Below are 24,136 nucleotides of genomic sequence, written 5' to 3'. Positions count from 1 at the left end.
CCCACAGGCAGTGAGGGTAAGACGATGGCATTGGCGGACATCAGGCGTGGCGCGCGCAACGAGCAGGGCATCACCGAGATATTGCCGCGGCTGGCCGAGCGTTTCGGCCCGCGGTTCCAGACCGGCGAGGCGATCCGCACCCAGCATGCGCACACGACCACCTATATCCCCGCCCAGCTTCCCGACGGTGTCGTCTTCGTCGAGACTGCCGACGAGGTGAAGGCGATCGTCGGCCTCTGCGCAGAGCTGAAGGTCCCGGTCATTCCGTTCGGCACCGGTTCCTCGCTGGAGGGGCAGGTGAACGCGCCGCAGGGTGGCATTTCCATCGATTTCAGCAATATGAAGCGTGTGCTGGAGGTGAATGCCGAGGATCTCGATTGCACGGTCGAGCCGGGCATCACCCGCGAGGAGCTGAATACCTACCTTCGCGATACAGGCCTCTTCTTTCCGATCGATCCAGGCGCCAACGCCTCGATCGGCGGCATGACCTCCACGCGTGCCTCCGGCACGAATGCCGTGCGCTACGGCACGATGAAGGACAACGTGCTGGCCGTGACCGCCGTCACGGCGACCGGCGAGGAGATCCGCACCGCCCGCCGGGCGCGCAAGTCATCGGCGGGGTATGACCTGACACGCCTCTTTGTCGGCGCCGAGGGCACGCTCGGGGTTTTGACCTCCGTCACGCTGCGCCTTCAGGGCATTCCTTCGGTGATCGCTGGCGGCATTTGCGGTTTTCCGACTTTGAAGGATGCCTGCGATGCCGTGATCATGACGATCCAACTCGGTATCCCGGTCGCGCGGATCGAACTGGTCAACACGTTGCAGATCAAGGCCTGCAACGCCTATTCGGGCCTCACGCTTCCCGAGCAGCCGACGCTCTTCGTCGAGTTCCACGGCAATGATGAGAGTGTGCATCTGCAATCGAATGAGTTCGGGGAGATTGCCGCCGAGTGCGGCGGTGGCCCGTTCCAGTGGAGCGCGGACGCGGAGGAGCGCGCAAAGCTCTGGAAGGCTAGGCACAATGTCTACTGGTCGGCCAAGGCGCTTCGCCCCGGTTATGCGGCGATCGCGACAGATGTCTGCGTGCCGATCTCACGGCTCGCTGATTGCGTGGCGCAAACCGAAGCCGATATCGAGGAGCATGGGCTCCTGGCGCCGATCGTCGGACATGCCGGCGACGGCAATTTCCATGTCAGCCTCGTCTTCGACGACAAGGACCCGACCCATGTGGCGCAGGTCGAGGCGTTCGTCGGCCGGCTCAATGCCCGAGCGCTGGCCATGGACGGCACCTGCACCGGCGAACATGGCGTAGGGCAGGGCAAACAAGCCTTCCTGCCGGGCGAGCTTGGCGGCTCGGTGCTGCTGATGCGGCAGATCAAACAGGCGCTCGATCCGGACAACATTCTCAACCCGGGCAAGATTTTTTCGACCCTCTAGCGGATGTTCGCGTTATCCTGACGGAACGAAACGGAATTCAAGGCAGGCTGCGTGCTATCTAGGATCATGCTCTTCGTTGGCGGCTTGGTGGTCGTGGCGCTCTTTGCGGCGCTGCTTGCGCCGCTTTTCGTCGACTGGACCAGCTTTCGGCAGGATTTCGAACGCGAGGCGAGCCAGATCATGGGGCGTGCCGTCACCGTGCATGGCAGCGTCGACGCGCGGCTGATCCCGTTTCCCTCGGTGACGCTCAACGACGTGCGTGTCGGCGCCCCAGAAGAGGGCAAGCCGTTGGTCGAAATCGCGCGCTTTTCCATGGATGCGGAACTGGCGCCGTTCCTGTCTGGCGAGGCTCTGATCTTCGACATGCGCATCGAGGGGCCGAAGGCGCGTATCAAACTCTTCCAGGACGGCACGCTGGACTGGGCGCGTGGCCGGAAATCCGACATCCCGGCCCGTACCGTCGTCCTCGAAAATGTCGCGATCAGCGGCGGTGAGATAGAGTTCATCGACGAACAGACGGGCCGTACGCGCCATGTTACCGGGCTCGATGCACAGGTTTCGGCCAAGTCGCTCGGCGGCCCGTGGCGCATCGATGGTCGCGCGGCGCTCGATGGCGAAAGCGGCGCTTTCCAGCTTTCGAGCGGACAGTTGGAGAACGGGGCGCTCTCGCTGCGCGCCCGCGTCGTGCCCGACCGGCTTTCCTTCACCGCCGATCTCGACGGGGCGGTGAAGGTGGTCGATTTCCGTCCGCTCTATGACGGCGCTTTCACCCTGTCGGAAAAGCCGCGGCCGAAGGGCGAGGGGGCGGCTGATCCGATCCGCGTTGCCGGCAAGTTCGAACTCTCCAACGAGCGGATCCGCATCCCCGAATATCGCCTGGAAGCCGGGCCGCGGGAGGATCCCTATGTCGTCACCGGCGAGGCGACGCTCGATACCGGGCGCGCGCCGGAATTCCTGCTGATCGCCGATGGCCAGCAGATCGACGTCAGCCGCATCGGCAATAGCGGCGAGGCGGGCAAGACCGGCCGCAATCCGCAGGTCACCGTGCGCCAGCGGCTCCAGGCGCTGCTCGCCATTGCCGCCGATATCCCCGTCCCGCAGGTGCCGGGTCGCGCGAGCCTCTTCCTGCCCGCCGTGGTGGTGGGTGATACGACGGTGCGGGAAGTGCGTCTCGACGTGAAGCCGGATGGAGATGGCTGGCAAATCGACCGAGCGGATGCGCTTCTGCCCGGGCGCACCGCACTTGAAGCCAAGGGCCGGCTGAAGCTCAGGGAAAACCGAGGCTTCGTCGGCGATCTCCTGGTTGCCTCAAACCAGCCGTCGGGGCTCGCGACCTGGCTTGCCGGTTCCGTCGATCCGGAAATCCGCAAGCTGAAGACGGCCGGCTTTTCTGCTCGGGTGAATCTGACGGACGCGTTGCAGCGCTTCGAAAATCTCGAGATCGCGATTGGCGAGGCGTCGCTGCTGGGCCGGCTGGAACGGGAATCCCCTTCAGACGCGTCGCCCACCCTGTCGCTCCAGCTGCACGGCAACGAGGTCCAGCTGGAATCGCTTCAGGCCCTGGTCGGTCTCTTCGCAGGCGATGCGTCGCTTTCGACCGTGCTCGAACATTCGATTGCGCTGGATATCAGGGCCGATCATTTCAACGCCTTTGGTGAAACTGCCGCGGGCGTCAACGCTGCTCTCTCGGTCAAGGACGGCCTGCTGACATTGAACCGGCTCAAGGTCGCCGCGCTGGAGGGCGCAGAGCTGTCGGCAAGCGGCACGCTCGGAGGCACGCTTCTCGCGCCGAGTGCCGGGCTCGACATGACGGTGAAGGCTGCTGCGATGCGGCCCGTTGCGGATCTCCTGGCACGGCATCTGCCCGCCCATCCCGTGCTCGGCCGCTTTGCCGCCAATGCCGGCTATTACGACAATGCCGATCTTTCCGTACGCGCCTCAATCTCCGGCGAAGCGGGTGACCCGGTGACCATCGCGGTGAATGGCCCGGTCAACGAGGGGCGGGTCGAATTGAAACTGTCGGCCGAAACACTCGCCGATCTCCTGCGCGGCCGAAATTTCGAGCTGGACGGCAGCCTCTTCAATCCGCAGTCCGTCGTGCTGGCTGGGCAGATCGGGCTCGATCCGCTGCCGTTCGATGCCGATCCGGATGCCAGCGTAACCTTCCGGGCCGCGCAGCCGGAAGAGGGGCCAGCCGATGTTTCGGCCACCTTCACCGCCGGCAGCACCTCGTTTTCCGCGAAGGGTAAGGCTGCGTTGTCCGCGGAAAACTTCCTGAACGGTTCGTTGGTTCTTTCCGCCAAGAGCGATGATGTCGAACCCTACCTGATGATGAATGCGATTGCCCTGCCGCAAGTGGGCGCCGGCCTGCCGCTGACCCTGCAGGCTGCCGTGGCCACCAGCGCCGAAGCCATCACGATCACCGATATTGTCGGCGAGGCCGACCGCAACGGCTTTTCCGGCGCGCTGACACTCGATCGAACGGCAGCGATGCTGAAGGGCACCGGCGCGTTGCGCTTCAATACGGTCGACTTCGCCTTCCTCGCCGAGGCGGTGGCAGGGCCGGTGACGGATATGGTCGAGGGCGGGTTGAATGCCGCACCGCTTGTGCAGCCGCTCCAGGACACCGCCGATATGTCGATAACCCTTGAGGCCGGTTCCTTCTGGCCGGGTCTTTATGGCGCAGTGGACGCTTTCAAGGGCAATCTTGTCTGGAAGGGTGCCGAACTGACGCTGACCGACATGGCCGGCGACTGGCTGGGCGGAAAATTGTCCGGCCGGATCAAGGTCGCCAATGCGGAGGAGAACGGGCTGTTCGAGGCGCGCGCCACGCTCTCCGGTGCCGACCTTTCGAACGTCGTGTGGGCCGGGCCGCAGGGCGCGGTTGCCACGGGCAAGGCGGATGTGACGCTTGCCATCGACGCATCCGGCAAGAGCGTGCGCGCCATGGTTGAAGGGGCGAGCGGGTCAGGCGGAGTGCAGGTCTCCGACCTGAGTTTGAACGGGCTCGATACGGGCGCATTGCCTGCGCTGCTGGCGGCAGCGGATCGCATCGACGGCGATATCACGGCGGAGCGCGTGGTGGATTTCGCATCGGATGCGGTTTTGAAAGGCAAGGCTGCGCTGGGAGCGGTGCGTATTCCCTTCGCGCTAGCCGGCGGCAAGCTGCGCGTCCAGAGCGTCACTGGAGAGGATAGAAGCGCGTCGCTTGTCGGCGATGCGGATATCGACCTCGCCGATGACACGATGACCGGAAAACTTGCGGTCACCTACAAGGCCGGCGACGAGGCTCTTGCCGGGGCCGAGCCGGAGGTCGTGCTCTCCTATCGCGGCGCTATGGATGCGCCGGGTGTTGAACTCGATGTCCAGCCGCTCGCCAACTATCTGTCGCTTCGCCGTTTCGAGACGGAGCGCCGGCGCGTGGAGACGCTCCAGGCCAATGTGCTCGAAAAGCAGCGGCTGCGGCGCGAAGCGGCGCTTTACCGTTCGCGAACAGAGGCGCGGACAGCGCTTGCCGAGGCGATGCGCCTTCAGATGGAAGAGGAAGAGCGCCGCCGTGTCGAAGCCCGCAAACGGGCTGACGAAGAGCGCACGACCCGCGCGGCCGCCGAAGAGGCCGAGCGGGTCCGCCGCAAGGCTGCAGACGATGCGCGTCTTCTCCTGGAAGCACAGGAACAGGCCCGTCGCCTTGCCGAGCAGCGTGCCGCCGAAGAGGCCAAAAGAGCGGAAGACGAGGCAACGCGCCGTCGGCTGCCGGTGTCGCCCGAGGACGGCGTTGAGCGTGGCGGAGAACTGCCGCCGCTCGGCGACGGCCAGACCCTGAATTTCGACTCGCTGCCGGGCGTCAATTAGCGACGGCGTCCCCAGCCTTCCGCTTCAGCCAATCGAGCACATGGAGGCGGAGCGCGGAGGAGAGGTTGCCATCGACGCCGCGGGCGTCGTCGATTTCGCGAATGAGCGCTGCGACCGGCATGCCGCGTGCCTCGGCGATGGTCTTCAGCTCGTCGTGAAACGCAGGTTCGAGCGAAAAGCTCGTGCGGTGGCCATGCAGCGTGGTGGAGTATTTGCGGATCATGCCCATCTTTAAGCGTTGATTCAGTTGATTGGCAGATCGAATCGGATTTTTACGGCAAGGCTTTGAAAATTCAGCCTTTATCCTCGTCGGGCCGCTCCAGGCGGCCCTGGTCGAGGGTCTTTTGCGCTTTTTCGTTCAACGCGCGCGTCAGCGTCTTTTCCGCCTTGGTGCGGCCGAAGGCGGCGCGGTTCTGCTCGGCCTTCGCCTCTTTTTCGGAGCGCGCCTTCTGCTTGCGGAACTGGCGGAGATTGACGACGTCGCCGCTCATCGCACGGCTCAGTTCTTCTTGCGGAAGGAATCGAGCGAGACGACCGAGCCGCCTTTGTTGTTGTCGTCGCCATCGATCGGAGGCGTCGTCTCTTCGCTGCTATCCTCGGTCTTTTCGGCGGCGGCCGGATAGGCGGTGATCTCGGCGGAATGCTCTTCCTCTTCCTCTGCGGCCGGAACGTCGAACTCCAGTTCGAAGCTGACCGACGGATCATAGAAGCCGCGGATGGCATTGAACGGAATGACGAGCTTTTCCGGCGTGTCGGAGAAGGACAGGCCGATCTCGAACAGGCTTTCGGTGACCTTCAGGTCCCAGAACTGGTGCTGGACGACGATGGTCATCTGTTCGGCATATTTTGCCTTGAGGTGCTGCGAGATGCGCACGCCGGGGGCATTGGTCAGGAAGGTGATGAAAAAATGATGCTCGCCGGGGAGATGCCCCGTGACCGCGACTTCGGACAAAACCTTGCGAATGACGCTCCGCAGTGCGTCCTGGGCGAGAATGTCGTATCGAATGTGGTCTTGCGCCATCCGTTCCTGTCTTTCTTCATGCCTTTGTATTCAGGCATTGTATTAGGGCATTTCTGCGAATCGCAAAATGCTTCATCCGTTGTTTCGACGCAATCGCGGAGGCAAAATCGCTATGCACCTTTGCCGGAATTGCTCCAGTCTCACGCCTTCCGGCACGAGTCATCTGGCACAGCTATAGACCATTTCAAGGGATTGGAGAAGGTGAAGGCTTCTGTTGCCAGGTGCCTTCGGACCCCGCCTAAGAGTGCGACCCCTTAGGACTTGATTTGAAGTGTCACACCGCGATTAAGCAGCGAGACGAGCTTCCGCATAGTTGTCGTTTGCAACTACAAGTTTAGCCCGATAACGGTGGTACAATGCCGAGCAAAAAGTCGATCTTTACGCCCTTGTCGATCCTATTTCGCCCCCATCAAAAGCCGGTCCGTTGACCTGACCGGTTTTTGGTGGAGGCGCCGGGTACCGCCCCCGGGTCCAATGGGTTTATTACACCGCTCGTTTATTGCCATAGCTGCCGAGGCAGCAACCTACATATAGGCATTCCCGCTGCCCAAGAAAAGGACTTTGTGACAGGAATTCGCAATTCGGTTCAGGCGGTTTCGGCAAGGGGCGACGATGTGTCGGTCGTCCATTGCGCCTGGAATTCGGCAAGGGGCAGGGGACGGCCGAAATGGAACCCCTGGAACGCTGTGCAGCCGAAGGATTTCAGCAGCAGGAGCTGCTCCTGCGTCTCGATGCCCTCCGCGACCACCGAGAGTTCCAGCATGTTGGCGATGTCGAAGATGCTTTTCAGGAGAAGGCGGTTGCGCTTGTTGCCGGGTGCGTCCTGCACGAAGGAACGGTCGATCTTGATCTCGTGGATCGGCAACTGGCGCAGGTGGCTGAGCGAGGAATAGCCGGTGCCGAAATCATCGAGCGAGATGGTGATGCCGGCGGCGCGCAGCGCCCGCATCTTGCCGACAATCGCATCGACATCCGTCGCCATCATGCTTTCGGTGAGTTCCAGCTTGAGCAGGGTCGGATTAATCTCCAGCGTGCGGATGCGGTTCAGCACCGCATCGACGAAATCCGCCTCCATGAACTGGTCGACGCTGACATTCACCGCAAGTTTCAGGCCGCGCGTGGCCTCCTCCTGCTGCCAGGCTGCGAGCGTCTTGCAGGCCTGGGTGAGCACCCAGCCGCCGATCCGGGGCATCAGCCCCGCCTGTTCGGCAATGGGGATGAAGTCGGCGGGCGAGGTGTAAGTTCCACCGGGTCGTTTCCAGCGCAACAGCGCTTCGGCGCCCGTGAGCCTGCCGGTCTCATTGACCTGCGGCTGGTAGAACAGCTCGAATTCGCGGTTGGTCAGCGCTGCCTTGATTTCGCGCGCCTGGTCGAGGTCGCGGGCAAATTCCCGCTGCATCACATAGACGCCGCCGCACAGCATGATGACGGCGATGATCGTGTTCAGCCAGGAGCCATAGAGGCGAAAGTGATCGGCAATCGGCTCGGCGAAGGGCAGGACGGCATTCGTGCTGGTGAAGATCACGAAGGCGGCGAGGCACAGTCCGACGATGCCAAGCTGAAGACCGGAGTTTTCGCGCCGGTAGTTGATGTAGCCGAGCAGTGCCAGGACGAGCAGGAAAAGGTGCGATACCCGCGGGGCCGCAGCGCTCGGGACATCGAACAGCAGGCAGAAGACGATGGTTATGATGAAAAACGAGGCCTGCGAGAACAGCAGTGCCGCGGAAAATTGATGGCGATGTGCCAGGACGAAGCTGATGAACGCGACCATCACCACGGCGCCGTCCATCACCACCAGCGACCAGGCCTGCATGAAAGCGAAGACAATGGCCCACCCTGCAGCCAGGGCGCCGACTGCAAGCGCGGCCATGCCATAGGCAAGCCGGAACCGGTGCGAGTAGTCTTCAGCCTGTTTCACATGCGATGACCGTCCGTTATCGTCTGGTGCGTTGCCCAGCCGCATTGCCAAACCTACCGGACATTCCTTCAGAAAGTGCAAAAATGCCAGTCTCTTGAAACCAGGACGGGTGACTGTCGGTGTCCTGCAAGACATGGCCTCTGCGGGGAGGCGCTCATTCGCGCTTGACTTGCCCCATGTATGGGAAGACATGGCGTTGCGGCAGGCCCGCGATGACGACGGCAGCCGCGTAATCCCACAGGAGGCAGCAGACCGTGGCCGACGACCGCACGAAATCGCGTGTCACCTTCTACTACCTCACCGCCAAGGAACTCGGAAAGCTTTCTGCGGTGCCCTGAGGAAAACCGGGACAACCCGATTTCACGCTTTGGCCGCCGCCGCTCTCGCCCTTATATATTGTGCTGAACAACGAATCGGCGGCGACCATGCAGCAATATCTCGATCTTCTCGCCCATGTGATGGAAAACGGCACTGACCGGGGTGACCGCACGGGCACCGGCACGCGCGGCGTCTTCGGTCACCAGATGCGCTTCGACCTTTCCGAAGGGTTTCCGGTGCTGACCACCAAGAAGCTGCACCTGCGCTCGATCATCCATGAATTGCTGTGGTTCCTGAAAGGCGATACCAACATCGCCTACCTGCACGAAAACGGTGTCAGCATCTGGGATGAATGGGCCGACGCTGCTGGCGAATTGGGCCCGGTCTACGGCTACCAGTGGCGCTCCTGGCCGACGCATGACGGCCGGCATCTCGACCAGATCGTTGCCGTCCTCGACAGCATCAAGCGCAACCCAAACTCCCGCCGCCACATTGTTTCGGCGTGGAATCCGGCGCTGGTCGACGAGATGGCGCTGCCGCCATGCCATTGTCTGTTCCAGTTCTACGTGGCGAACGGCAAGCTGTCCTGCCAGCTCTACCAGCGCTCGGCCGATATTTTTCTCGGCGTGCCGTTCAACATCGCCTCCTATGCCCTGCTCACCATGATGGTGGCGCAGGTGAGCGGGCTTCAGCCCGGCGACTTCGTGCACACGCTCGGCGACGCGCATATCTATGCCAACCATTTCGAGCAGGTGCGCACGCAGATGACGCGCCGGCCGAAACCCTTGCCCTTCATGAAGCTCAATCCGGAGGTGAAAGACCTTTTCTCCTTCAAATTCGAGGACTTCACCCTGATCGGCTACGAAGCTGATTCAACCATCAAGGCGCCGATCGCCGTCTGATCTGCAGGAAAGCCGAACCATGAGCGAAGCCAAGATCGTCCTCGTCGTGGCCGTGGCGAAGAACGGCGTCATCGGCCGTGATGGCGACCTGCCGTGGCGCCTGCCATCGGACCTCAAGCGCTTCAAGCAGCTGACGCTCGGCAAGCCGGTGCTGATGGGACGCAAGACCTGGGCGTCGATCGGCAGGCCGCTGCCGGGGCGTCCGAATATCGTCATCACCCGTGACGCGACGTTCTCCGCGCCGGGCGCAGAGGTCGTGTCGTCGCTGGACGAAGGGCTTACGGCTGCGCAGCGTGAGGCGAAGGCGCTGGGTGTCGATGAAATCTGCGTCATCGGCGGCGGGCAGATCTACGCCCAGGTCTTCGACCGGGCGGATGTGCTTCATGTCACCCATGTCGAGGCCGAGGTGGACGGCGATACCCGGTTCCCGCAGATCGATCCTGCCCTTTTCGAGAAGTTTGTCGAAGAGCCCATTCCCCAGGGCGAGAAGGACAGCCATGCCATGCGCTTCGTCACCTGGCGCCGGAAAACGGCCGCGTAAACCATAAATCGCGTCGATCACGAACTATTTTGCCGCACAAGGGCGCTAGACCTCGCGGATTTGTTGAAAGGTGCCCGGGGGATACCTATAACGGGTTCACCTTGCGTAGCGCGGCGAAACAATCCGCGACCTGTGCGGAAACATGGAATTGGAGCCTGTTCGCGTTTCGGAGAAATACGGACGGGCTTCTTGGGGATTTGAAAGAAAGAGGTATTGATGCCCTGGAGCAATCAAAATGGCGGCGGCGGCCCTTGGGGCGGCGGCGGCGGAAACAATCAAGGACCATGGGGGCAGGGACCGAACCGCCCCCGCGGTGGCGGCGGTGGCAGCGGCAACGGTGGCCCGCCCGACCTTGAGGAAATCATCCGGCGCGGCCAGAACCAGCTGAAGAACGTCATGCCCGGTGGCATCAATGGCGGCGTCGTGGTCATCGCGCTGCTGCTCGTCGGCGTCTTCTGGCTGATGAACTCCATCTATACCGTCCAGCCGGACGAGCGCGGCGTCGAGCTGCGCTTCGGCAAGCCGAAGCAGGAAATCTCCATGCCCGGCCTGCATTTCCACCTGTGGCCGCTGGAAACCGTCGAACTCGTCAAGATCACCGAGCAGCAGCAGAATATCGGCCGCCGCGCGGCTGCGTCCAGCTCCGACAATTCCAGCCTGATGCTGACGGGCGACCAGAACATCGTCAACGTGCAGTTCTCGGTACTCTACACGGTCACCGACCCGCAATCCTACCTCTTCAACCTCGAATATCCGGCCGAGACGCTGCAGCAGGTCTCCGAAAGCGCCATGCGCGAAGTCGTCGGCCGCCGCCCGGCACAGGACATCTTCCGCGACAACCGTCAGGCGATTGCCGAGGGCGTGAAGACGACGATCCAGGCAACCATGGACGCTTACGGCGCCGGCATCTCGATCAACACGGTCGCCATCGAAGACGCGGCCCCGCCGCGCGAGGTGGCCGATGCGTTCGATGAAGTGCAGCGTGCCGAACAGGACGAAGACCGCTTCCTCGAAGAAGCCAACCAGTACGCCAACCAGAAGCTGGGTGGCGCGCGCGGTCAGGCCGCGCAGATCCGCGAAGAGGCGGCCGCCTACAAGGACCGCGTCGTCAAGGAAGCGGAAGGTGAAGCCGCACGCTTCCTGTCGATCTACGAGCAGTACAAGGTCGCACCCGACGTGACCCGCAAGCGCCTCTTCCTCGAAACGATGGAAGGCGTGATGAAGAACTCGAAGAAGGTCATCATCGACGAGAAGCAGGGCGGTCAGGGCGTCGTTCCCTTCCTGCCGCTCAATGAGCTCGGCCGTGCAACGACCCAGCAGCAGCAGAGCACGGGAGGCACTCAGTAATGGGCAACCGTATACCAGCCATTCTGATCGCCGTCGGCGTTCTCCTTTTCCTCGTCTACTCCTCGGTCTTCGTCGTTAACGAGCGCCAGCAGGCGATCGTCATCCGCTTCGGCCAGATTCAGGACGTCAAGACCGAGCCGGGCCTGTACTTCAAGCTGCCCTTCGGTTTCATGGATGCTGACAGCGTACAGTACATCCAGGATCAGGCCCTGCGCTTCGACCTCGACAACATCCGCGTCCAGGTTTCGGGCGGCAAGTTCTACGAAGTCGATGCCTTCGTGGTCTACAAGATCACCGATGCCCGTCGCTTCCGCGAAACCGTCTCGGGCGACCGGGAATCGGCCGAAGCGCGTCTGAGCACGCGTCTCGACGCAGCTCTTCGTCGCGTCTACGGTCTGCGCGGCTTCGAATCCGCTCTGTCCGAAGAGCGTGCATCGATGATGCGCGAGGTTCGTGGCGAGCTGACGAACGATGCGTCGAACCTCGGCCTGACGATCTCCGACGTGCGTATCCGTCGCACGGACCTGACGCAGGAAGTCTCGCAGCAAACCTTCGAGCGCATGAAGGCCGAACGCCTTGCCGAAGCCGAGCTCATCCGCGCCCGCGGTAATGAAGCCGGTCAGCGCCGCCGCGCCATCGCGGATCGCCAAGTCGTCGAATTCGTGGCTGCTGCGCAGCGTGATTCTGAAATCCTGCGAGGCGAGGGTGAAGGCGAGCGCAACCGCGTGTTCGGCCAGGCCTTCTCGCAGGACCCGGCCTTCTTCGACTTCTACCGGTCGATGAGCGCCTACCGGAACTCGCTGACGTCGTCCGACACCACACTCGTGCTGTCGCCGCAGTCGGAGTTCTTCCGCTACTTCGAGGATGCGGCGGGCACTGCGCCGGCTTCCTCGGGTGCTGCGTCGGGAACGACGAACGGCACGGCAACGACGCCATCGACGGCGAACTGAGGCCGTGGCCGATTTCCTCACGGGAATCGCGTTCTTCATGATCATCGAGGGGCTGGTGTACGCACTGGCCCCTTCGGTTTTGAAGCGCATGGCGGAAATGCTGCCGACGATTCCGGAAAGCCAGTTGCGCGTGTCGGGGCTTGTCGCCGTGGCGCTCGGTGTAGCCATGGTGTGGTTCATCCGGGGTGCGTGAGCCGCAGCCCTTGCGACCGGCGGCGAAGACGGGCAAGAGTTCACATCAATTCATCGTGGCGGACTGATTTTCGCCGTATCCGCGGCAAACACTCACCACGATGATCAGGACAAAGAGGATGCCGAACATGGCTTTGAAGACGAGGTCCAGTGCAGCGCAAGCGGCACTTGCGCTGGCGGTGAGTTTTTCGCTGACCACCGCGATGCCGTTTACCGCGCCAGCGGCGGCACAGGTGCAGCCGGCGGGGCCTGATTCCGTGGCCGATCTCGCTGAGGGCCTGCTCGACGCGGTGGTGAACATCTCCACCTCGCAGAACGTCAAGAGCGACGACAAGGCGCCCATTCCGCAGGTGCCGGAAGGCTCTCCCTTCCAGGACTTCTTCGACGAATTCTTCAAGGGCGAAGGCGGGGAGGGTTCGAACCAGGGGCAGACGGTCAATTCGCTCGGTTCCGGTTTCGTCATCGATCCGTCCGGTTTCATCGCCACGAACAACCACGTCATCGAAGGCGCCGATGATATCGAGGTGAATTTCGCCAACGGCTCAAAGCTGAAGGCCAAACTCGTCGGCACCGACCCGAAGACCGACCTTGCCCTTCTCAAGGTGGAACCGAAGGCGCCGCTCAAGGCCGTGCCGTTCGGCGATTCCCGCACCATGCGCATCGGCGACTGGGTGATGGCGATCGGCAATCCGTTCGGCCTCGGCGGCTCGGTGACGGTCGGCATCATTTCGGCCCGCGGCCGCAACATCAATGCCGGTCCCTACGACAACTTCATCCAGACGGACGCCGCCATCAACCGTGGCAATTCCGGCGGCCCGCTGTTCAACATGAAGGGCGAGGTCATCGGCATCAACACGGCGATCATCTCGCCGTCCGGCGGCTCGATCGGCATCGGCTTCTCTGTGCCGACGGAGCTGGCGCAAAACATCTTCACGCAGCTTCGCGAGTTCGGCGAGACGCGCCGCGGCTGGCTTGGCGTGCGCATCCAGCCGGTGACGGACGATATTTCCGAAAGCCTCGGCATGACGGAAGCAAAGGGCGCGCTCGTCGCCGGCATCATCAAGGGCGGTCCGGTCGACAACGGTTCGATCGAGACCGGCGACGTCATCATTCGCTTCGACGGCAAGGATGTCGACGAAATGCGCGACCTGCCGCGTGTCGTGGCCGAAAGCCCGGTCGGCAAGGCGGTGGATGTCGTGCTGCTGCGCGACGGCAAGGAGTTGACCGTCAAGGTGACGCTCGGCCGGCTCGAGGACGGCGAGGAGCAGGCGAACGCCGAGGACGCGGCGACGCCGGACGAGGGAAAGAAGGACGAGGGGACGACGCCTGACACCGGCGCGCAGGCCGAACCCGAAAAGGCCGACCTCGTTCTCGGCATGGGCATCGATGACCTCGACGAGGACGCGCGCAAGACCTTCTCGATCGTCGAAAGCGTCAAGGGTGTGGTCATCACCGAGGTCGCGCCGGATTCAGCAGCGGCCGAGCGCGGCATCGTGCCGGGCGACGTGATCGTCGAAATCGGCCAGGAGGCCGTCACGACGGCAGATGAGGTGAAGATCCGTATCACCAAGCTGAAGTCGGAAGACCGTCGCAACGTCCTCATGATGATCGCCAATCGCACCGGCGCGCTGCGTTACATCACCGTGCGCATCGACTGACGGAAAGGCGAGTCCCGTCAGGGGCTTGCCGGTCACTGTAGAGAGTTTGAGTCAGGCCGTTGGAGTGTCGCTTCAGCGGCCTTTCGCTTGCCATGTGGCCCGATCTATCGCGTAGAGTGAGTGCGGGCGAAGTTCGGCACGGGCATCGTCGATGCCCGGCATGTCGAAATCGCGGTGCGGTGCGGCAATCATGCCGATGCGCTGCATGACGGCGATGGAGCGTTCATTGGTGGCGACCGCAAACGAGACGATCTCGTCGAGATTCTGTGTCACGAAGCCGAATTCCAGAAGCTTTTCCGCTGCCTCGGTGATGTAGCCTTGGCCCCAGTATCGCCGTGACAGCCGCCAGCCGATTTCCACCGTGCCGTCCGACAGATGCGGTTCGAGGTTCGTAACGTGTGAAAGCCCGCAAAACCCCATCGCCGAATCCGTGTCGCGATCGGCAAGTGCGAAGAAGCCGAGGCCCGTGTCCGCGATGATGCCACGGAGCCGCTCGAAGAGTTCGTCGGACTGGGCGCGGGTGCGCAGAAACGGGAAGAACTCCATCACGACGGGATCGGAATTGATCTCATGAAAGAGGTCCCGATCCTTCTCTCCCCAGTTTCGCACCAAGAGGCGCTTTGTGGTGGCAATGATCATCAGGTCACGACGAAATCCGATTTGCGATAACCCTGCAAATAGAGCAGCGCCGTGAGGTCGCCATGGTCGATGCGGATCTTCGCTTCCGCGGCGACAGCGGGCTTGGCATGCAAGGCGACGCCGGCGCCGGAGATATGCAGCATGCCGAGATCGTTTGCGCCGTCGCCGACAGCCATGGCGTCTTCCGGCGCGATGCCGAGGCGCTCGGAAATCTCGATGAGGGCATCGACCTTCGCCTGTTTACCGAGGATCGGTTCGGCCACTTCGCCGGTCAATTTGCCATCCGCGTCGAGCAGCAGGTTCGCACGGTTCTCGTCGAAACCGAGCGTCGCGGCGATGCGGCTGGTAAAGACCGTGAAGCCACCCGAGACGAGGGCGGTGTAGTAGCCCTTGGCCTTCATCGTCGCGATCAGTTCACGCCCGCCGGGCGTCAGGGTGATGCGCTTGGCAATGACCTCGTCGATGACGGAGACCGGCAGGCCCTTCAGCAGCGCGACGCGCTCGCGCAAGGCGGGTTCGAAGGCGATCTCGCCGTTCATGGCGCGGGCGGTGATCGTCGCGACCTTGTCCTTGAGACCGACTTCGGCGGCGATCTCGTCGATGCATTCCTGGCCGATCATCGTCGAATCCATGTCGGCGATCAAAAGCTTTTTACGCCGCGTTTCCGCCACCTGAACAGCGACGTCGACCGGCTGGCCGCCGATTGCGGCGAGGATCGTGTCTCGGGCGGCGGGGATATCGCTGCCATCGCGCAGGGCAATGTCACAGGCGATGCCGTCGGCGAGCCAGTAGAGGCCGGCGGCCTGGACCTGGTCGGCGGCCTTTTCGGCGATGGCAGGCGTCAGAACAGGATTTGACGGATTGGCGACAAGCGTGGCAACGAAAGCCATGATGAGAAACCTTGATCGAATGCAGGACGCGATCCTGATAACGGGCCCGACGGCGAGCGGCAAGTCCGCGCTTGCCGTGCGACTGGCGGCCGAGCACGATGGCGTGGTGGTCAATGCCGACAGCATGCAGGTTTACGACACGCTGAATATCCTGACCGCCCGCCCGCAGCCTGACGATATGGGCGGTATCGAGCACCTGCTCTACGGCCATGTGCCGGCCGGCAGCGCCTATTCCACCGGCGACTGGCTGCGCGAGGCGAGCGGCACCGTGGCGCATTTGCGCGAGCGCGGCAAACTGCCTGTATTTGTCGGCGGCACGGGTCTCTATTTTCGCGCGCTGACGGGCGGGCTGTCGGACATGCCGACCATTCCCGATGCGGTTCGCGAGCGGGTTCGCGGCCGACTAGTCGCCGAGGGCGCCGAGGCCTTGCATCGGGAACTCGCCGAGCGGGACCCGGAAGTCGCCAGCCGCCTGAAGCCGGGCGACAGCCAGCGCATCGTCCGCGCCCTTGAAGTGCTGGAGGCGGCAGGACGGTCGATTGCCGCGTTCCAGACGGCGACCGGGCCGACCGTGATCGATCCCGATCGCGCGCAAAAAATTGTGGTGCTGCCCGACCGTACGGTGCTTGCCGCCCGTATCAACCGGCGTTTCGCCGCGATGCTGAAATCCGGAGCAGTGGAAGAGGTGAAGGCACTGCTGGCGCTCGATCTCTCCCCGGCCATGCCGGTGATGAAGGCGATTGGCGTGCCGCAGATTGCGGCGATGTTTGCCGGCGAAATGAGCGAGGCGGCGGTCATCGAGCGCAGTGCCGCCGCGACGCGCCAATATGCCAAGCGCCAGATGACCTGGTTCCGCAACCAGCTCGACGAGAGCTGGACGCGGATCGATCCCCTGGCCTCTAGCGCCGGATGAGGCTGCTGAGCGGTTTCTTGAGGAGCTGGTCGCGTATGGAGGATCCTTCGCGCCGTGGCTCCTGCTGTTCACCGAAGGCCGGCGCCGGCCGTGTCGGCTGGCGGTAGGGATCGGCAGCGGGCCGCTGCTGGTCGGATGTCAGCTCGCGGCGAATGCTCTCGAAGCGCTCCTGTGGCGACTGGTCGTAGGCGCCTTGTGCGCCGGGCAGCATGTCGGGCCGATAGGGTTCCGGCGCGGAGGGCTGTGGTGCCGGGACTGCTGCTGTGGCCGCTGCCTGGAGGGTATCGATATAGTCTTCCTCGTCCTCGTAGGGCGCATCCTCGTAGCCGGTTGGCAGCGAACTCTGCCCTTGGGCGCTGATGTAGGAACTCTGGAAGCCGGAAATATCCGGTCCGGAAATCGCGCGCATGCGCGAGACGATGGACCGCAGATCGACGTTTTGCGGCGTCTCCTCGGTGATCTTCACACCGGTGCCGTTCGCCTTCGGCAGGCGGGTGGCCTCGACGCGCGAGAAACGCATACGCATTGGCACGGCGACGGCCTCGCCGAAGGCGATGGCCTCGCCGTTTCCGATCGACGAGATGAAGCTCGTCGTGGAGGACGAGGAATTCGGGATCGCCGAACGAATGATCTCCTGGTCGTGGTCGTTGGCAAGGCGCATCGCGAAGATCGTCGAGCACTGGGAAAGAATAGTCGGGTCGAGTTCACCGGGGCGCTGGGTGATGATGCCGAGCGAAACGCCGTATTTGCGGCCCTCCTTGGCGATACGGGCGATCGCCTGGCGCGTCGGCGTGAAACCGAGTTTCGGGTCGGCCGGCACATAACGATGCGCTTCTTCGCAGACGACCAGCATATGGACCCCGCCACCGCTCCACAGCCCGATTTCGAAGGCCATGCGGCAGAGCACGGAGGCGACCGAATTGACGACTTCCGAGGGGATGCCGGCGAGCTGGAAGGTCGTCACCGGCTTGCCATCGCCCGGAATGCGGAAGATGCGGGCGATCGTGTCGAGAATGGTGTCGGTGATGGTGTTCGAGGAGAACATGAAGTGATAGCGCGGGTCGTTGATCGCCGACATGATCTTGACCTTGAGCGAGCGCAGGTGCGGTTTCTCCGCACGACCTTCGAGGCGCCCGATGCGTTCGTCGATGAGGGCGAGCAGGTCGGCGATGCGGAACGGCACCGGCGTATCGGCCGTCACCGAGCTTTTCTCACTGGTGCGGCGCATCAGGCCGTTGTCGCTTGTGCCACGGAAGGCGCGTTTGGCCTCCGGGATCAGGTCGCGCAGAATATCCATTTCCTCCGGCACCGGCGGGCGGCCGCGGAAGATGACCTCGGCCAACTCTTCGAGGCGGAACAGCCAGAAGGGCAGGTCGAGCGTATCCGTGTCGATGATGACGGCGAGACTGCCGAAGGCGGAGGCAAATTCGTTGTGCGGGTCGAGGATCAATACGCGCAGGCGCGGATCGGACTGGATGGCCTTGTGCAGGAGCAAGGTGACCGCCGTCGATTTGCCGACCCCCGTGGTGCCGACGATGGCGAAGTGCTTCTCCAGCATGGAGGGCACGTGGATCGTCGCGTCGAGGCTCTCATCCTGGGTCAGCTTGCCGATAGCCCAGACGTCGCTCTTGCCCGTGTCGTAGACCCTGGCGAGGTCCGAGGCGCGGATACGGTGGGCAATGGCGCCGAGGTGAGGGTAGTCGGTTATGCCTGCGGAGAATTCCTCGCGTCCGTCCGGGCTGACATAGACCTCGCCCAGAAGTTCGACTTCGATGCGGAAGACCGTGTCGTGATTTTCCACCCAGCTCTGCTGGTCGGTGGCCATGGAGTAGACGAGGGCGACGATGCGGTTGCGGCCGACGGAAATCGAGATGAGCCGGCCGACCGACCACAGTTCCGTCATCGCCGTCTGCCCGCTTTCGGCGACGGCGCTGATGGTGGCGTGCGAACCATTGCAGGCAACGACCCTGCCCATCAGGCGGTTGCCCGAAGACATATCGTCCCGGCGATCCTGTTCGCCTGCCACGATGGAACTCTGGAAATCACTGTTCAGCAATCACGGCACTCCTTGCCATCAAAGGAGAATTCTAGCCGTCGCCGCTTAATAAGACGTTTCGGCCTGGCGCGCTTCTGGATCGCGTTTTGCCCTATGCCCCGGATTCCGTGCCGTTTCGACACGACGGGAAAAGCGTTGACGTGCGTATACTTTGTGGCTAACACTTCGCCCCATGAAAAATCTGACGGCAAACATTCTTGTGGTGGGAACGCGCATGGGCAGGATGGTGTAACCATCCGGCGAAAGCACCCATGCGCGGTAAGCAGGCTCCTCCAAGGGGCCTTTTTTTATGCCCAGAAATTCGATAATCACACCGGAAATACTAAAGAGACGGACGGGAATATCCGATGAGCGGAACAGAAAACCAGATGACGGGCGCCGAAATTGTCTTGCAGGCGCTGCGAGACAATGGCGTAGAGCATATCTTCGGCTATCCGGGCGGTGCCGTCCTGCCGATCTATGACGAGATCTTCCAGCAGGACGACATCGAGCACATTCTGGTGCGCCACGAGCAGGGCGCCGGCCACATGGCCGAAGGCTATGCCCGCTCCACCGGCAAGGTCGGCGTCATGCTGGTCACCTCCGGCCCGGGCGCGACCAATGCGGTTACGCCCTTGCAGGATGCGCTGATGGACTCCATCCCGCTCGTCTGCCTCACCGGCCAGGTTCCGACCACACTCATCGGATCGGATGCCTTCCAGGAATGCGACACGGTCGGCATCACGCGGCCCTGCACCAAGCACAACTGGCTGGTCAAGGACGTCAACGAACTCGCCCGCATCATCCATGAGGCCTTCCGCGTCGCCCAGTCCGGCCGTCCGGGCCCGGTCGTCGTCGACATCCCGAAGGACGTGCAGTTTGCGACCGGCACCTATACGCCGCCGTCCGCCGCTCCCATCCAGAAGAGCTACCAGCCGAAGCTGCAAGGTGATGCTCGCCAGATCGAAGCGGCTGTCCAGCTCATGAAGACGGCGCGCCGGCCGATCATCTATTCCGGCGGCGGTGTCGTGAACTCCGGCCCGGAAGCCTCGCGACTGCTGCGTGAGCTGGTCGAGATCACCGGTTTCCCGATCACCTCCACGCTGATGGGCCTCGGCGCCTACCCGCATTCCGGCAAGAACTGGCTGGGCATGCTCGGCATGCACGGCTCCTACGAGGCGAACATGGCGATGCATGATTGCGACGTCATGGTCTGCATCGGCGCGCGTTTCGACGACCGTATCACCGGCCGCCTGAACGCTTTTTCGCCGAACTCCAAGAAGATCCACATCGATATCGATCCGTCCTCGATCAACAAGAACGTCCGCGTCGATATCCCGATCCTCGGCGATGTCGGCAATGTCCTCGAGGACATGGTTCGTCTGTGGCGGGCCGGTAGCAAGGACTATGACAAGACGGTCCAGGCCGACTGGTGGACCTCGATCACCAAGTGGCGCGCGCGCAATTCCTTTGCCTACAAGCAGAGCAACGACGTCATCATGCCGCAATACGCGATCCAGCGACTCTACGAGCTGACCAAGGACCGCGACACCTACATCACGACGGAAGTCGGCCAGCACCAGATGTGGGCAGCACAGTTCTACGGCTTCGAGCAGCCGAACCGCTGGATGACGTCCGGTGGCCTCGGCACGATGGGCTACGGGTTCCCGGCGGCGATCGGCGTGCAGGTCGCACATCGCGACAGCCTTGTCATCGACATCGCCGGCGACGCCTCGATCCAGATGTGCATCCAGGAAATGAGCTGTGCGGTCCAGTATAATCTACCGGTCAAGATCTTCATCCTGAACAACCAGTACATGGGCATGGTGCGCCAGTGGCAGCAGCTGCTGCACGGCAACCGCCTGTCGAACTCCTACACGGAAGCGATGCCGGACTTCGTCAAGCTCGCGGAAGCCTATGGCGGCGTCGGCATTGCCTGCGACAAGCCGGGCGACCTCGACGCAGCGATCCAGGAGATGATCGACGTCAAGCGTCCGGTCATCTTCGACTGCCGCGTCGCGAACCTCGCCAACTGCTTCCCGATGATTCCGTCCGGCAAGGCGCATAACGAAATGCTGTTGCCCGACGAGGCCACGGATGAAGCCGTTGCCAATGCGATCGACGCCAAGGGCCGCCAGCTCGTTTGATAAAGGTAGAACCAGACAATGAACGCACACCTTCAGCCCACCGGCTCTGCCTATTTCATCGCCAAGGAAACCCAGGTCGCGGAAAGCCACACGCTCTCCATTCTCGTGGACAATGAGCCGGGCGTGCTTGCGCGCGTCATCGGTCTGTTTTCCGGCCGCGGCTACAACATCGAAAGCCTCACGGTTTCGGAGACCGAGCATGAGGCGCACCTGTCGCGCATCACCATCGTGACGCGCGGCACGCCGGGCGTGCTCGAGCAGATCAAGTCGCAGCTTGAGCGCATCGTGCCCGTCCACCGCGTCGTCGACCTCACGGTTCGCGCCAAGGCCATGGGGCAGGAGCGGCCGATTGAGCGCGAAGTGGCGCTGGTCAAGGTCACTGGTTCGGGCGAGATGCGGGCGGAAACGTTGCGCCTGGCCGACGCCTTCCACGCCAAGGTGGTCGATGCGACGGTCGATCACTTCATCTTCGAGATCACCGGCAAGTCGTCCAAGGTCGACCAGTTCGTGGCCGTCATGAAGCCGCTCGGTCTCTCCGAAGTGTGTCGCACGGGCATTGCCGCGATGAACCGCGGCCCACAGGGCATGTAAGCCGCCGCGGCAAAACATCCAAGCTTTGATGGAGCCTTCCGCCGATGTGGAAGGCTCCATTTTCGTTTCAGATCATCTCCAGCGGCTGCTTGCGGGTCGGTGGCGGGAAGGCTTCGTCCAGCAGGTTCATATCCTCGGATGTCAGGCGGATTTCCGCCGCGCGGTAATTTTCGCGCACGCGCTCCGGCGAGCCGGATTTCGGGATGGCGATGACGCCCGGCTTCGTCAGCAGGAAGGCCAGTGCGACCTGGGCCGAGCTGGCATGGTGGATGCGGCCGATTTCTTCCAGCACCGGATGGCCGATGAGACGGCCCTCGTCGAGCGGCGAATAGGCCATGATCGGGATGCCCTGCACCTGGCTCCAGCGCAGCAGGTCATATTCGATCCCGCGCCGGGCGAGGTTATAGAGCACCTGGTTGGCGATCGGGCGCGCTGGCTCGGCCACGTCGAGCAGTTCGCGCATGTCGCTGCCGTCGAAATTGGAAACGCCCCAGGCGCCGATCTTGCCCTGCGCCTTCAGGGTTTCGAACGCCTCGACGGTTTCAGCGAGCGGGTGTTGGCCGCGCCAGTGCAGCAGGTAGAGTTCGATATGGTCCGTGCCGAGCCGCTTCAGGCTGGCCTCGCAGGCGGCGATGGTGCCGGCGCGGCTGGCATTGTAGGGCAGGACCTTGCTGACCAGGAACACCTCCTCGCGGCGGCCCTTGATCGCCTCGCCGACCACGGTTTCCGCGCCGCCATCGGCATACATCTCCGCCGTGTCGATCACCGTCATGCCGAGGTCGAGCCCGGCGCGCAGGCTTGCGGCCTCGTCGGCTGCCGAGGCGCCGTTCTCGCCCATGTGCCAGGTGCCGAGGCCCAGCGCCGGGATCTGCCGCCCGCCGGGAAGGGTGACTGCCGGTAGTTCCGCTTTCATGCTGCGCTCCATGTTCAACCGCATGCATCACAATCGGAATTGCATGCATGACAAGAATTGGCTGGTCGTTGCCAAGAGATGGCTTATCAATCGGAAAAAACAATCCGGATAACAAGAGCCACCATGCAGATTGAAATCTTTCTGGCGCTGCTGGTCTTCGCCTTCACGACCTCCATCACGCCCGGCCCGAACAACATGATGCTGTTTGCCTCCGGCGTGAATTTCGGTTTCGTGCGCACGATCCCGCATATGTGCGGCATCGGGGTCGGCTTCCTTGTGCTGCTGCTGGCCGTCGGCTTCGGTCTTGGCGCGCTGCTAGAGGCCGTGCCGCTGGTCTATACGGTGCTGAAGTTCGCGGGCGGTGCCTATCTCTTGTGGATCGCCTGGAAGATCGGCACCTCGCGCACGCTAGGCGAGGGCAAGACCGGCGCGCAGCCGATGGGTTTCTTCGCCGCCGCAGCCTTCCAGTGGGTCAACCCGAAGGCTTGGGTCATGGCCGTCTCCGCCATGGCAACCTACACCAATTCGGCGAACTATACGATGAGCGTGCTCATCGTCGGCGTCGCCTTTGCGATCGTCAATTTCCCGAGTGTCTCCACCTGGGCCGGCTTTGGCTCTGCGCTGCGCCAGTGGCTGTCCGATCCGGTTCGGCTGAAATGGTTCAACATCACGATGGCGTTGCTGCTTGTCGCCAGCCTCTGGCCGATGCTGCGCTAGAATCTTTTGTTTTCGTTTGTCTTTTCGGGAAAACCGGGCTCCACTTTTCCCTAACTAACTCTAGGCGCGGTCCGCCATGAAGCGGGCAAGCCATGGCCCGAGGATGGTCACGAGGATCAGCCGTGCCGTCTGGAGCGTCATGATGAAGGCGACGTTCACATTGCTCGATGCGGCGATGATGGCGATGGAATCGAGGCCGCCAGGGCTGGTCGCGAGATAGGCGGTCAACGGATCGATGCCGAGGACGAGGATCAGCAGCCCGGCGAGCAGGCCGGAGAAGCTGATCAGGACGATGATCGAAGCCACGGTCGGTAGCAGGGCGCGGCGCGCATGCAAAAGAATGGCGCGCGTGAAGCCGAGGCCGATGTTCCAGCCGAGCAGCGTGAAGGATATGACGAGCAGCCATTGCGGCAGCGCGATCTCCACCGTGCCGGACGAGTTCAACACCGCGGCAAGCGCAAACGGCACCAGGAAGGCGCCGGCCGGCACGCGCAGCTTCTGGCCGAGAAGGCCGGCGAGAATACCGATGCCGAGCATGGCGATGAGGGGCAGCATCGGCACCGGCTCGAACCAGGCATGCGGCGGCACCGCCGCGCCGTCATGGCCGCCGAAATGGGCGACGAGCGTGGCACAGGTCGCGACGAAGACGACGCGCAGATATTGCATGAAGGCGACGAGGCGGGCGTCAGCGCCGTAAGCTTCGGCCATGATCATCATGGTGGAGGCCGCGCCGGCGGAGGATCCCCAGATCGCCGTCGTGCCGGGCAGGACGCCGGTACGCGCGATCATCCAGCCAGAGAGCGTGCTGACGCCGATCACCGAGACCACGACGAACAGCATGAGCAGCCAGTTTTCGGCGAAGGTGCCGAGAAAATCCTGTGAGATCATGGTGGCGATCATCAGCGCAAGCACGACCTGCACGCCGAAGAAGAAGATGCGCGGCAGGCGGATGGTGCCGCCGCTGAGCGCCACGATGATACCAGCGATCATCGGCCCCATGAGGAGAGCTGCGGGGAAACCCGCGATTTCGAGCGGCACTGTCGTTGCGACGGAGAGACAGCCGACAAGGCACCATTGCAGCCAGGCCGGCAATTTGCCGGTGCCGGTTGGTGTGGTCTCGTTCGGATTTGAAGAGGCGGGGGACACATCAAGGCT

The 24,136-nt window shown here is 62.9% G+C and carries 22 protein-coding genes and 1 other RNA gene; 12 read left to right on the top strand and 11 right to left on the bottom strand.

All coding sequences use genetic code 11. The features are described 5' to 3' along the window. Window positions 1–24: 24 nt before the first annotated feature. Window positions 25–1,437: an FAD-binding oxidoreductase gene (locus GR138_RS01520; RefSeq protein WP_160856844.1), complete on the top strand. Its 1,413-nt coding sequence runs from the start codon at window positions 25–27 to the stop codon at window positions 1,435–1,437. Between the two features lie 66 nt (window positions 1,438–1,503). Continuing rightward, complete coding sequence (locus tag GR138_RS01515; RefSeq protein ID WP_160856843.1) at window positions 1,504–5,289, top strand: AsmA family protein; 3,786 nt, start codon at window positions 1,504–1,506, stop codon at window positions 5,287–5,289. On the opposite strand, the gene GR138_RS01510 is transcribed toward GR138_RS01515, so the two are convergent. From GR138_RS01510 to GR138_RS30775, 6 genes are all read right to left on the bottom strand, one after another. Next, window positions 5,282–5,512 (bottom strand): ribbon-helix-helix domain-containing protein, encoded by a 231-nt coding sequence (locus GR138_RS01510; RefSeq protein ID WP_160856842.1) that lies wholly within the window; start codon window positions 5,510–5,512, stop codon window positions 5,282–5,284. The two genes, GR138_RS01515 and GR138_RS01510, sit on opposite strands and share 8 nt — an antisense overlap. A gap of 70 nt (window positions 5,513–5,582) precedes the next feature. Continuing rightward, window positions 5,583–5,780 (bottom strand): DUF4169 family protein, encoded by a 198-nt coding sequence (locus GR138_RS01505; protein WP_160856841.1) that lies wholly within the window; start codon window positions 5,778–5,780, stop codon window positions 5,583–5,585. Window positions 5,781–5,788: 8 nt separating this feature from the next. After that, window positions 5,789–6,310 carry an SspB family protein gene (locus tag GR138_RS01500; RefSeq protein ID WP_160856840.1) on the bottom strand — a complete coding sequence of 174 codons (522 nt, stop codon included), beginning with the start codon at window positions 6,308–6,310 and terminating at the stop codon, window positions 5,789–5,791. Between the two features lie 200 nt (window positions 6,311–6,510). Then, window positions 6,511–6,870, bottom strand: a transfer-messenger RNA (tmRNA) gene (gene ssrA / locus GR138_RS01495). A gap of 26 nt (window positions 6,871–6,896) precedes the next feature. Next, window positions 6,897–8,228, bottom strand: a complete 1,332-nt coding sequence (locus tag GR138_RS30875; RefSeq protein WP_160856839.1) for an EAL domain-containing protein — start codon at window positions 8,226–8,228, stop codon at window positions 6,897–6,899. A gap of 154 nt (window positions 8,229–8,382) precedes the next feature. After that, window positions 8,383–8,514 carry a hypothetical protein gene (locus GR138_RS30775; RefSeq protein WP_276508763.1) on the bottom strand — a complete coding sequence of 44 codons (132 nt, stop codon included), beginning with the start codon at window positions 8,512–8,514 and terminating at the stop codon, window positions 8,383–8,385. A gap of 139 nt (window positions 8,515–8,653) precedes the next feature. Here GR138_RS30775 and GR138_RS01485 point away from each other — a divergent pair, with 139 nt between their 5' ends. The 6 genes from GR138_RS01485 to GR138_RS01460 all read left to right on the top strand — a co-directional run bounded on the left by GR138_RS01485 (window position 8,654) and on the right by GR138_RS01460 (window position 14,136). Next, window positions 8,654–9,448 carry a thymidylate synthase gene (locus GR138_RS01485; protein ID WP_160856838.1) on the top strand — a complete coding sequence of 265 codons (795 nt, stop codon included), beginning with the start codon at window positions 8,654–8,656 and terminating at the stop codon, window positions 9,446–9,448. A gap of 19 nt (window positions 9,449–9,467) precedes the next feature. Continuing rightward, window positions 9,468–9,989 carry a dihydrofolate reductase gene (locus tag GR138_RS01480; RefSeq protein ID WP_160856837.1) on the top strand — a complete coding sequence of 174 codons (522 nt, stop codon included), beginning with the start codon at window positions 9,468–9,470 and terminating at the stop codon, window positions 9,987–9,989. Between the two features lie 216 nt (window positions 9,990–10,205). Further along, window positions 10,206–11,336 (top strand): FtsH protease activity modulator HflK, encoded by a 1,131-nt coding sequence (hflK, locus tag GR138_RS01475; RefSeq protein ID WP_160856836.1) that lies wholly within the window; start codon window positions 10,206–10,208, stop codon window positions 11,334–11,336. After that, window positions 11,336–12,286 (top strand): protease modulator HflC, encoded by a 951-nt coding sequence (gene hflC, locus GR138_RS01470; RefSeq protein WP_160856835.1) that lies wholly within the window; start codon window positions 11,336–11,338, stop codon window positions 12,284–12,286. The genes hflK and hflC overlap by 1 nt, the downstream gene beginning before the upstream one ends. A gap of 4 nt (window positions 12,287–12,290) precedes the next feature. After that, the gene (locus GR138_RS30465; RefSeq protein ID WP_160856834.1) at window positions 12,291–12,479 is read left to right on the top strand and encodes a DUF2065 family protein; all 189 of its coding nucleotides are present in this window, start codon (window positions 12,291–12,293) and stop codon (window positions 12,477–12,479) included. Window positions 12,480–12,681: 202 nt separating this feature from the next. Next, a complete protein-coding gene (locus GR138_RS01460; RefSeq protein ID WP_246200281.1) occupies window positions 12,682–14,136 on the top strand; it encodes a DegQ family serine endoprotease in 1,455 nt (484 codons plus the stop codon). Window positions 14,137–14,208: 72 nt separating this feature from the next. Here GR138_RS01460 and GR138_RS01455 read toward each other — a convergent pair whose 3' ends face one another. Both GR138_RS01455 and serB read right to left on the bottom strand, forming a co-directional pair. Beyond that, complete coding sequence (locus tag GR138_RS01455; RefSeq protein WP_160856832.1) at window positions 14,209–14,775, bottom strand: GNAT family N-acetyltransferase; 567 nt, start codon at window positions 14,773–14,775, stop codon at window positions 14,209–14,211. After that, entirely contained in the window at window positions 14,775–15,665 is an 891-nt protein-coding gene (gene serB / locus GR138_RS01450) for a phosphoserine phosphatase SerB (protein ID WP_160856831.1), read from the bottom strand. The genes GR138_RS01455 and serB overlap by 1 nt, the downstream gene beginning before the upstream one ends. Between serB and miaA the strand changes: the two genes are divergently transcribed. After that, on the top strand, window positions 15,664–16,578 hold the full coding sequence (miaA, locus tag GR138_RS01445; protein WP_202402465.1) for a tRNA (adenosine(37)-N6)-dimethylallyltransferase MiaA: 915 nt from the start codon (window positions 15,664–15,666) through the stop codon (window positions 16,576–16,578). The genes serB and miaA overlap by 2 nt on opposite strands. Here miaA and GR138_RS01440 read toward each other — a convergent pair. Continuing rightward, on the bottom strand, window positions 16,565–18,574 hold the full coding sequence (locus GR138_RS01440) for an ATP-binding protein (protein ID WP_160857392.1): 2,010 nt from the start codon (window positions 18,572–18,574) through the stop codon (window positions 16,565–16,567). The two genes, miaA and GR138_RS01440, sit on opposite strands and share 14 nt — an antisense overlap. Window positions 18,575–18,981: 407 nt before the next feature. On the opposite strand from GR138_RS01440, the gene GR138_RS01435 reads away from it, so the two are divergent. Further along, complete coding sequence (locus GR138_RS01435; protein WP_160856829.1) at window positions 18,982–20,760, top strand: acetolactate synthase 3 large subunit; 1,779 nt, start codon at window positions 18,982–18,984, stop codon at window positions 20,758–20,760. An 18-nt stretch (window positions 20,761–20,778) separates the two neighbouring features. Continuing rightward, a complete protein-coding gene (gene ilvN / locus GR138_RS01430; protein WP_160856828.1) occupies window positions 20,779–21,351 on the top strand; it encodes an acetolactate synthase small subunit in 573 nt (190 codons plus the stop codon). Window positions 21,352–21,418: 67 nt separating this feature from the next. Here the strand turns inward: ilvN and GR138_RS01425 are convergent, their stop codons facing one another. After that, window positions 21,419–22,264, bottom strand: a complete 846-nt coding sequence (locus tag GR138_RS01425) for an aldo/keto reductase (protein WP_160856827.1) — start codon at window positions 22,262–22,264, stop codon at window positions 21,419–21,421. A 123-nt stretch (window positions 22,265–22,387) separates the two neighbouring features. On the opposite strand from GR138_RS01425, the gene GR138_RS01420 reads away from it, so the two are divergent. Next, window positions 22,388–22,981 carry a LysE family translocator gene (locus GR138_RS01420; RefSeq protein WP_160856826.1) on the top strand — a complete coding sequence of 198 codons (594 nt, stop codon included), beginning with the start codon at window positions 22,388–22,390 and terminating at the stop codon, window positions 22,979–22,981. 60 nt (window positions 22,982–23,041) lie between these two features. Here the strand turns inward: GR138_RS01420 and GR138_RS01415 are convergent, their stop codons facing one another. Further along, window positions 23,042–24,127 (bottom strand): AbrB family transcriptional regulator, encoded by a 1,086-nt coding sequence (locus tag GR138_RS01415; RefSeq protein WP_338091028.1) that lies wholly within the window; start codon window positions 24,125–24,127, stop codon window positions 23,042–23,044. Between the last annotated feature and the right edge of the window lie 9 nt (window positions 24,128–24,136).

It is taken from the genome of Shinella kummerowiae (genome assembly GCF_009827055.1).
Lineage (GTDB): Bacteria > Pseudomonadota > Alphaproteobacteria > Rhizobiales > Rhizobiaceae > Shinella > Shinella kummerowiae.
Note: the sequence above shows the minus strand (reverse complement) of the source record. Positions and strands in the feature narration are given on the sequence as shown.

What these genes read in the sequence shown, in the direction of transcription:
- GR138_RS01520 (WP_160856844.1), top strand. Translation starts at nt 25, where the DNA reads ATGGCATTGGCGGACATCAGGCGTGGCGCGCGCAACGAGCAGGGCATC.
- GR138_RS01515 (WP_160856843.1), top strand. Translation starts at nt 1,504, where the DNA reads ATGCTCTTCGTTGGCGGCTTGGTGGTCGTGGCGCTCTTTGCGGCGCTG.
- GR138_RS01510 (WP_160856842.1), bottom strand. Translation starts at nt 5,512, where the DNA reads ATGATCCGCAAATACTCCACCACGCTGCATGGCCACCGCACGAGCTTT.
- GR138_RS01505 (WP_160856841.1), bottom strand. Translation starts at nt 5,780, where the DNA reads ATGAGCGGCGACGTCGTCAATCTCCGCCAGTTCCGCAAGCAGAAGGCG.
- GR138_RS01500 (WP_160856840.1), bottom strand. Translation starts at nt 6,310, where the DNA reads ATGGCGCAAGACCACATTCGATACGACATTCTCGCCCAGGACGCACTG.
- GR138_RS01485 (WP_160856838.1), top strand. Translation starts at nt 8,654, where the DNA reads ATGCAGCAATATCTCGATCTTCTCGCCCATGTGATGGAAAACGGCACT.
- GR138_RS01480 (WP_160856837.1), top strand. Translation starts at nt 9,468, where the DNA reads ATGAGCGAAGCCAAGATCGTCCTCGTCGTGGCCGTGGCGAAGAACGGC.
- hflK (WP_160856836.1), top strand. Translation starts at nt 10,206, where the DNA reads ATGCCCTGGAGCAATCAAAATGGCGGCGGCGGCCCTTGGGGCGGCGGC.
- hflC (WP_160856835.1), top strand. Translation starts at nt 11,336, where the DNA reads ATGGGCAACCGTATACCAGCCATTCTGATCGCCGTCGGCGTTCTCCTT.
- GR138_RS01460 (WP_246200281.1), top strand. Translation starts at nt 12,682, where the DNA reads ATGCCGTTTACCGCGCCAGCGGCGGCACAGGTGCAGCCGGCGGGGCCT.
- GR138_RS01455 (WP_160856832.1), bottom strand. Translation starts at nt 14,775, where the DNA reads ATGATCATTGCCACCACAAAGCGCCTCTTGGTGCGAAACTGGGGAGAG.
- miaA (WP_202402465.1), top strand. Translation starts at nt 15,664, where the DNA reads ATGATGAGAAACCTTGATCGAATGCAGGACGCGATCCTGATAACGGGC.
- serB (WP_160856831.1), bottom strand. Translation starts at nt 15,665, where the DNA reads ATGGCTTTCGTTGCCACGCTTGTCGCCAATCCGTCAAATCCTGTTCTG.
- GR138_RS01440 (WP_160857392.1), bottom strand. Translation starts at nt 18,574, where the DNA reads ATGTCTTCGGGCAACCGCCTGATGGGCAGGGTCGTTGCCTGCAATGGT.
- GR138_RS01435 (WP_160856829.1), top strand. Translation starts at nt 18,982, where the DNA reads ATGAGCGGAACAGAAAACCAGATGACGGGCGCCGAAATTGTCTTGCAG.
- ilvN (WP_160856828.1), top strand. Translation starts at nt 20,779, where the DNA reads ATGAACGCACACCTTCAGCCCACCGGCTCTGCCTATTTCATCGCCAAG.
- GR138_RS01425 (WP_160856827.1), bottom strand. Translation starts at nt 22,264, where the DNA reads ATGAAAGCGGAACTACCGGCAGTCACCCTTCCCGGCGGGCGGCAGATC.
- GR138_RS01420 (WP_160856826.1), top strand. Translation starts at nt 22,388, where the DNA reads ATGCAGATTGAAATCTTTCTGGCGCTGCTGGTCTTCGCCTTCACGACC.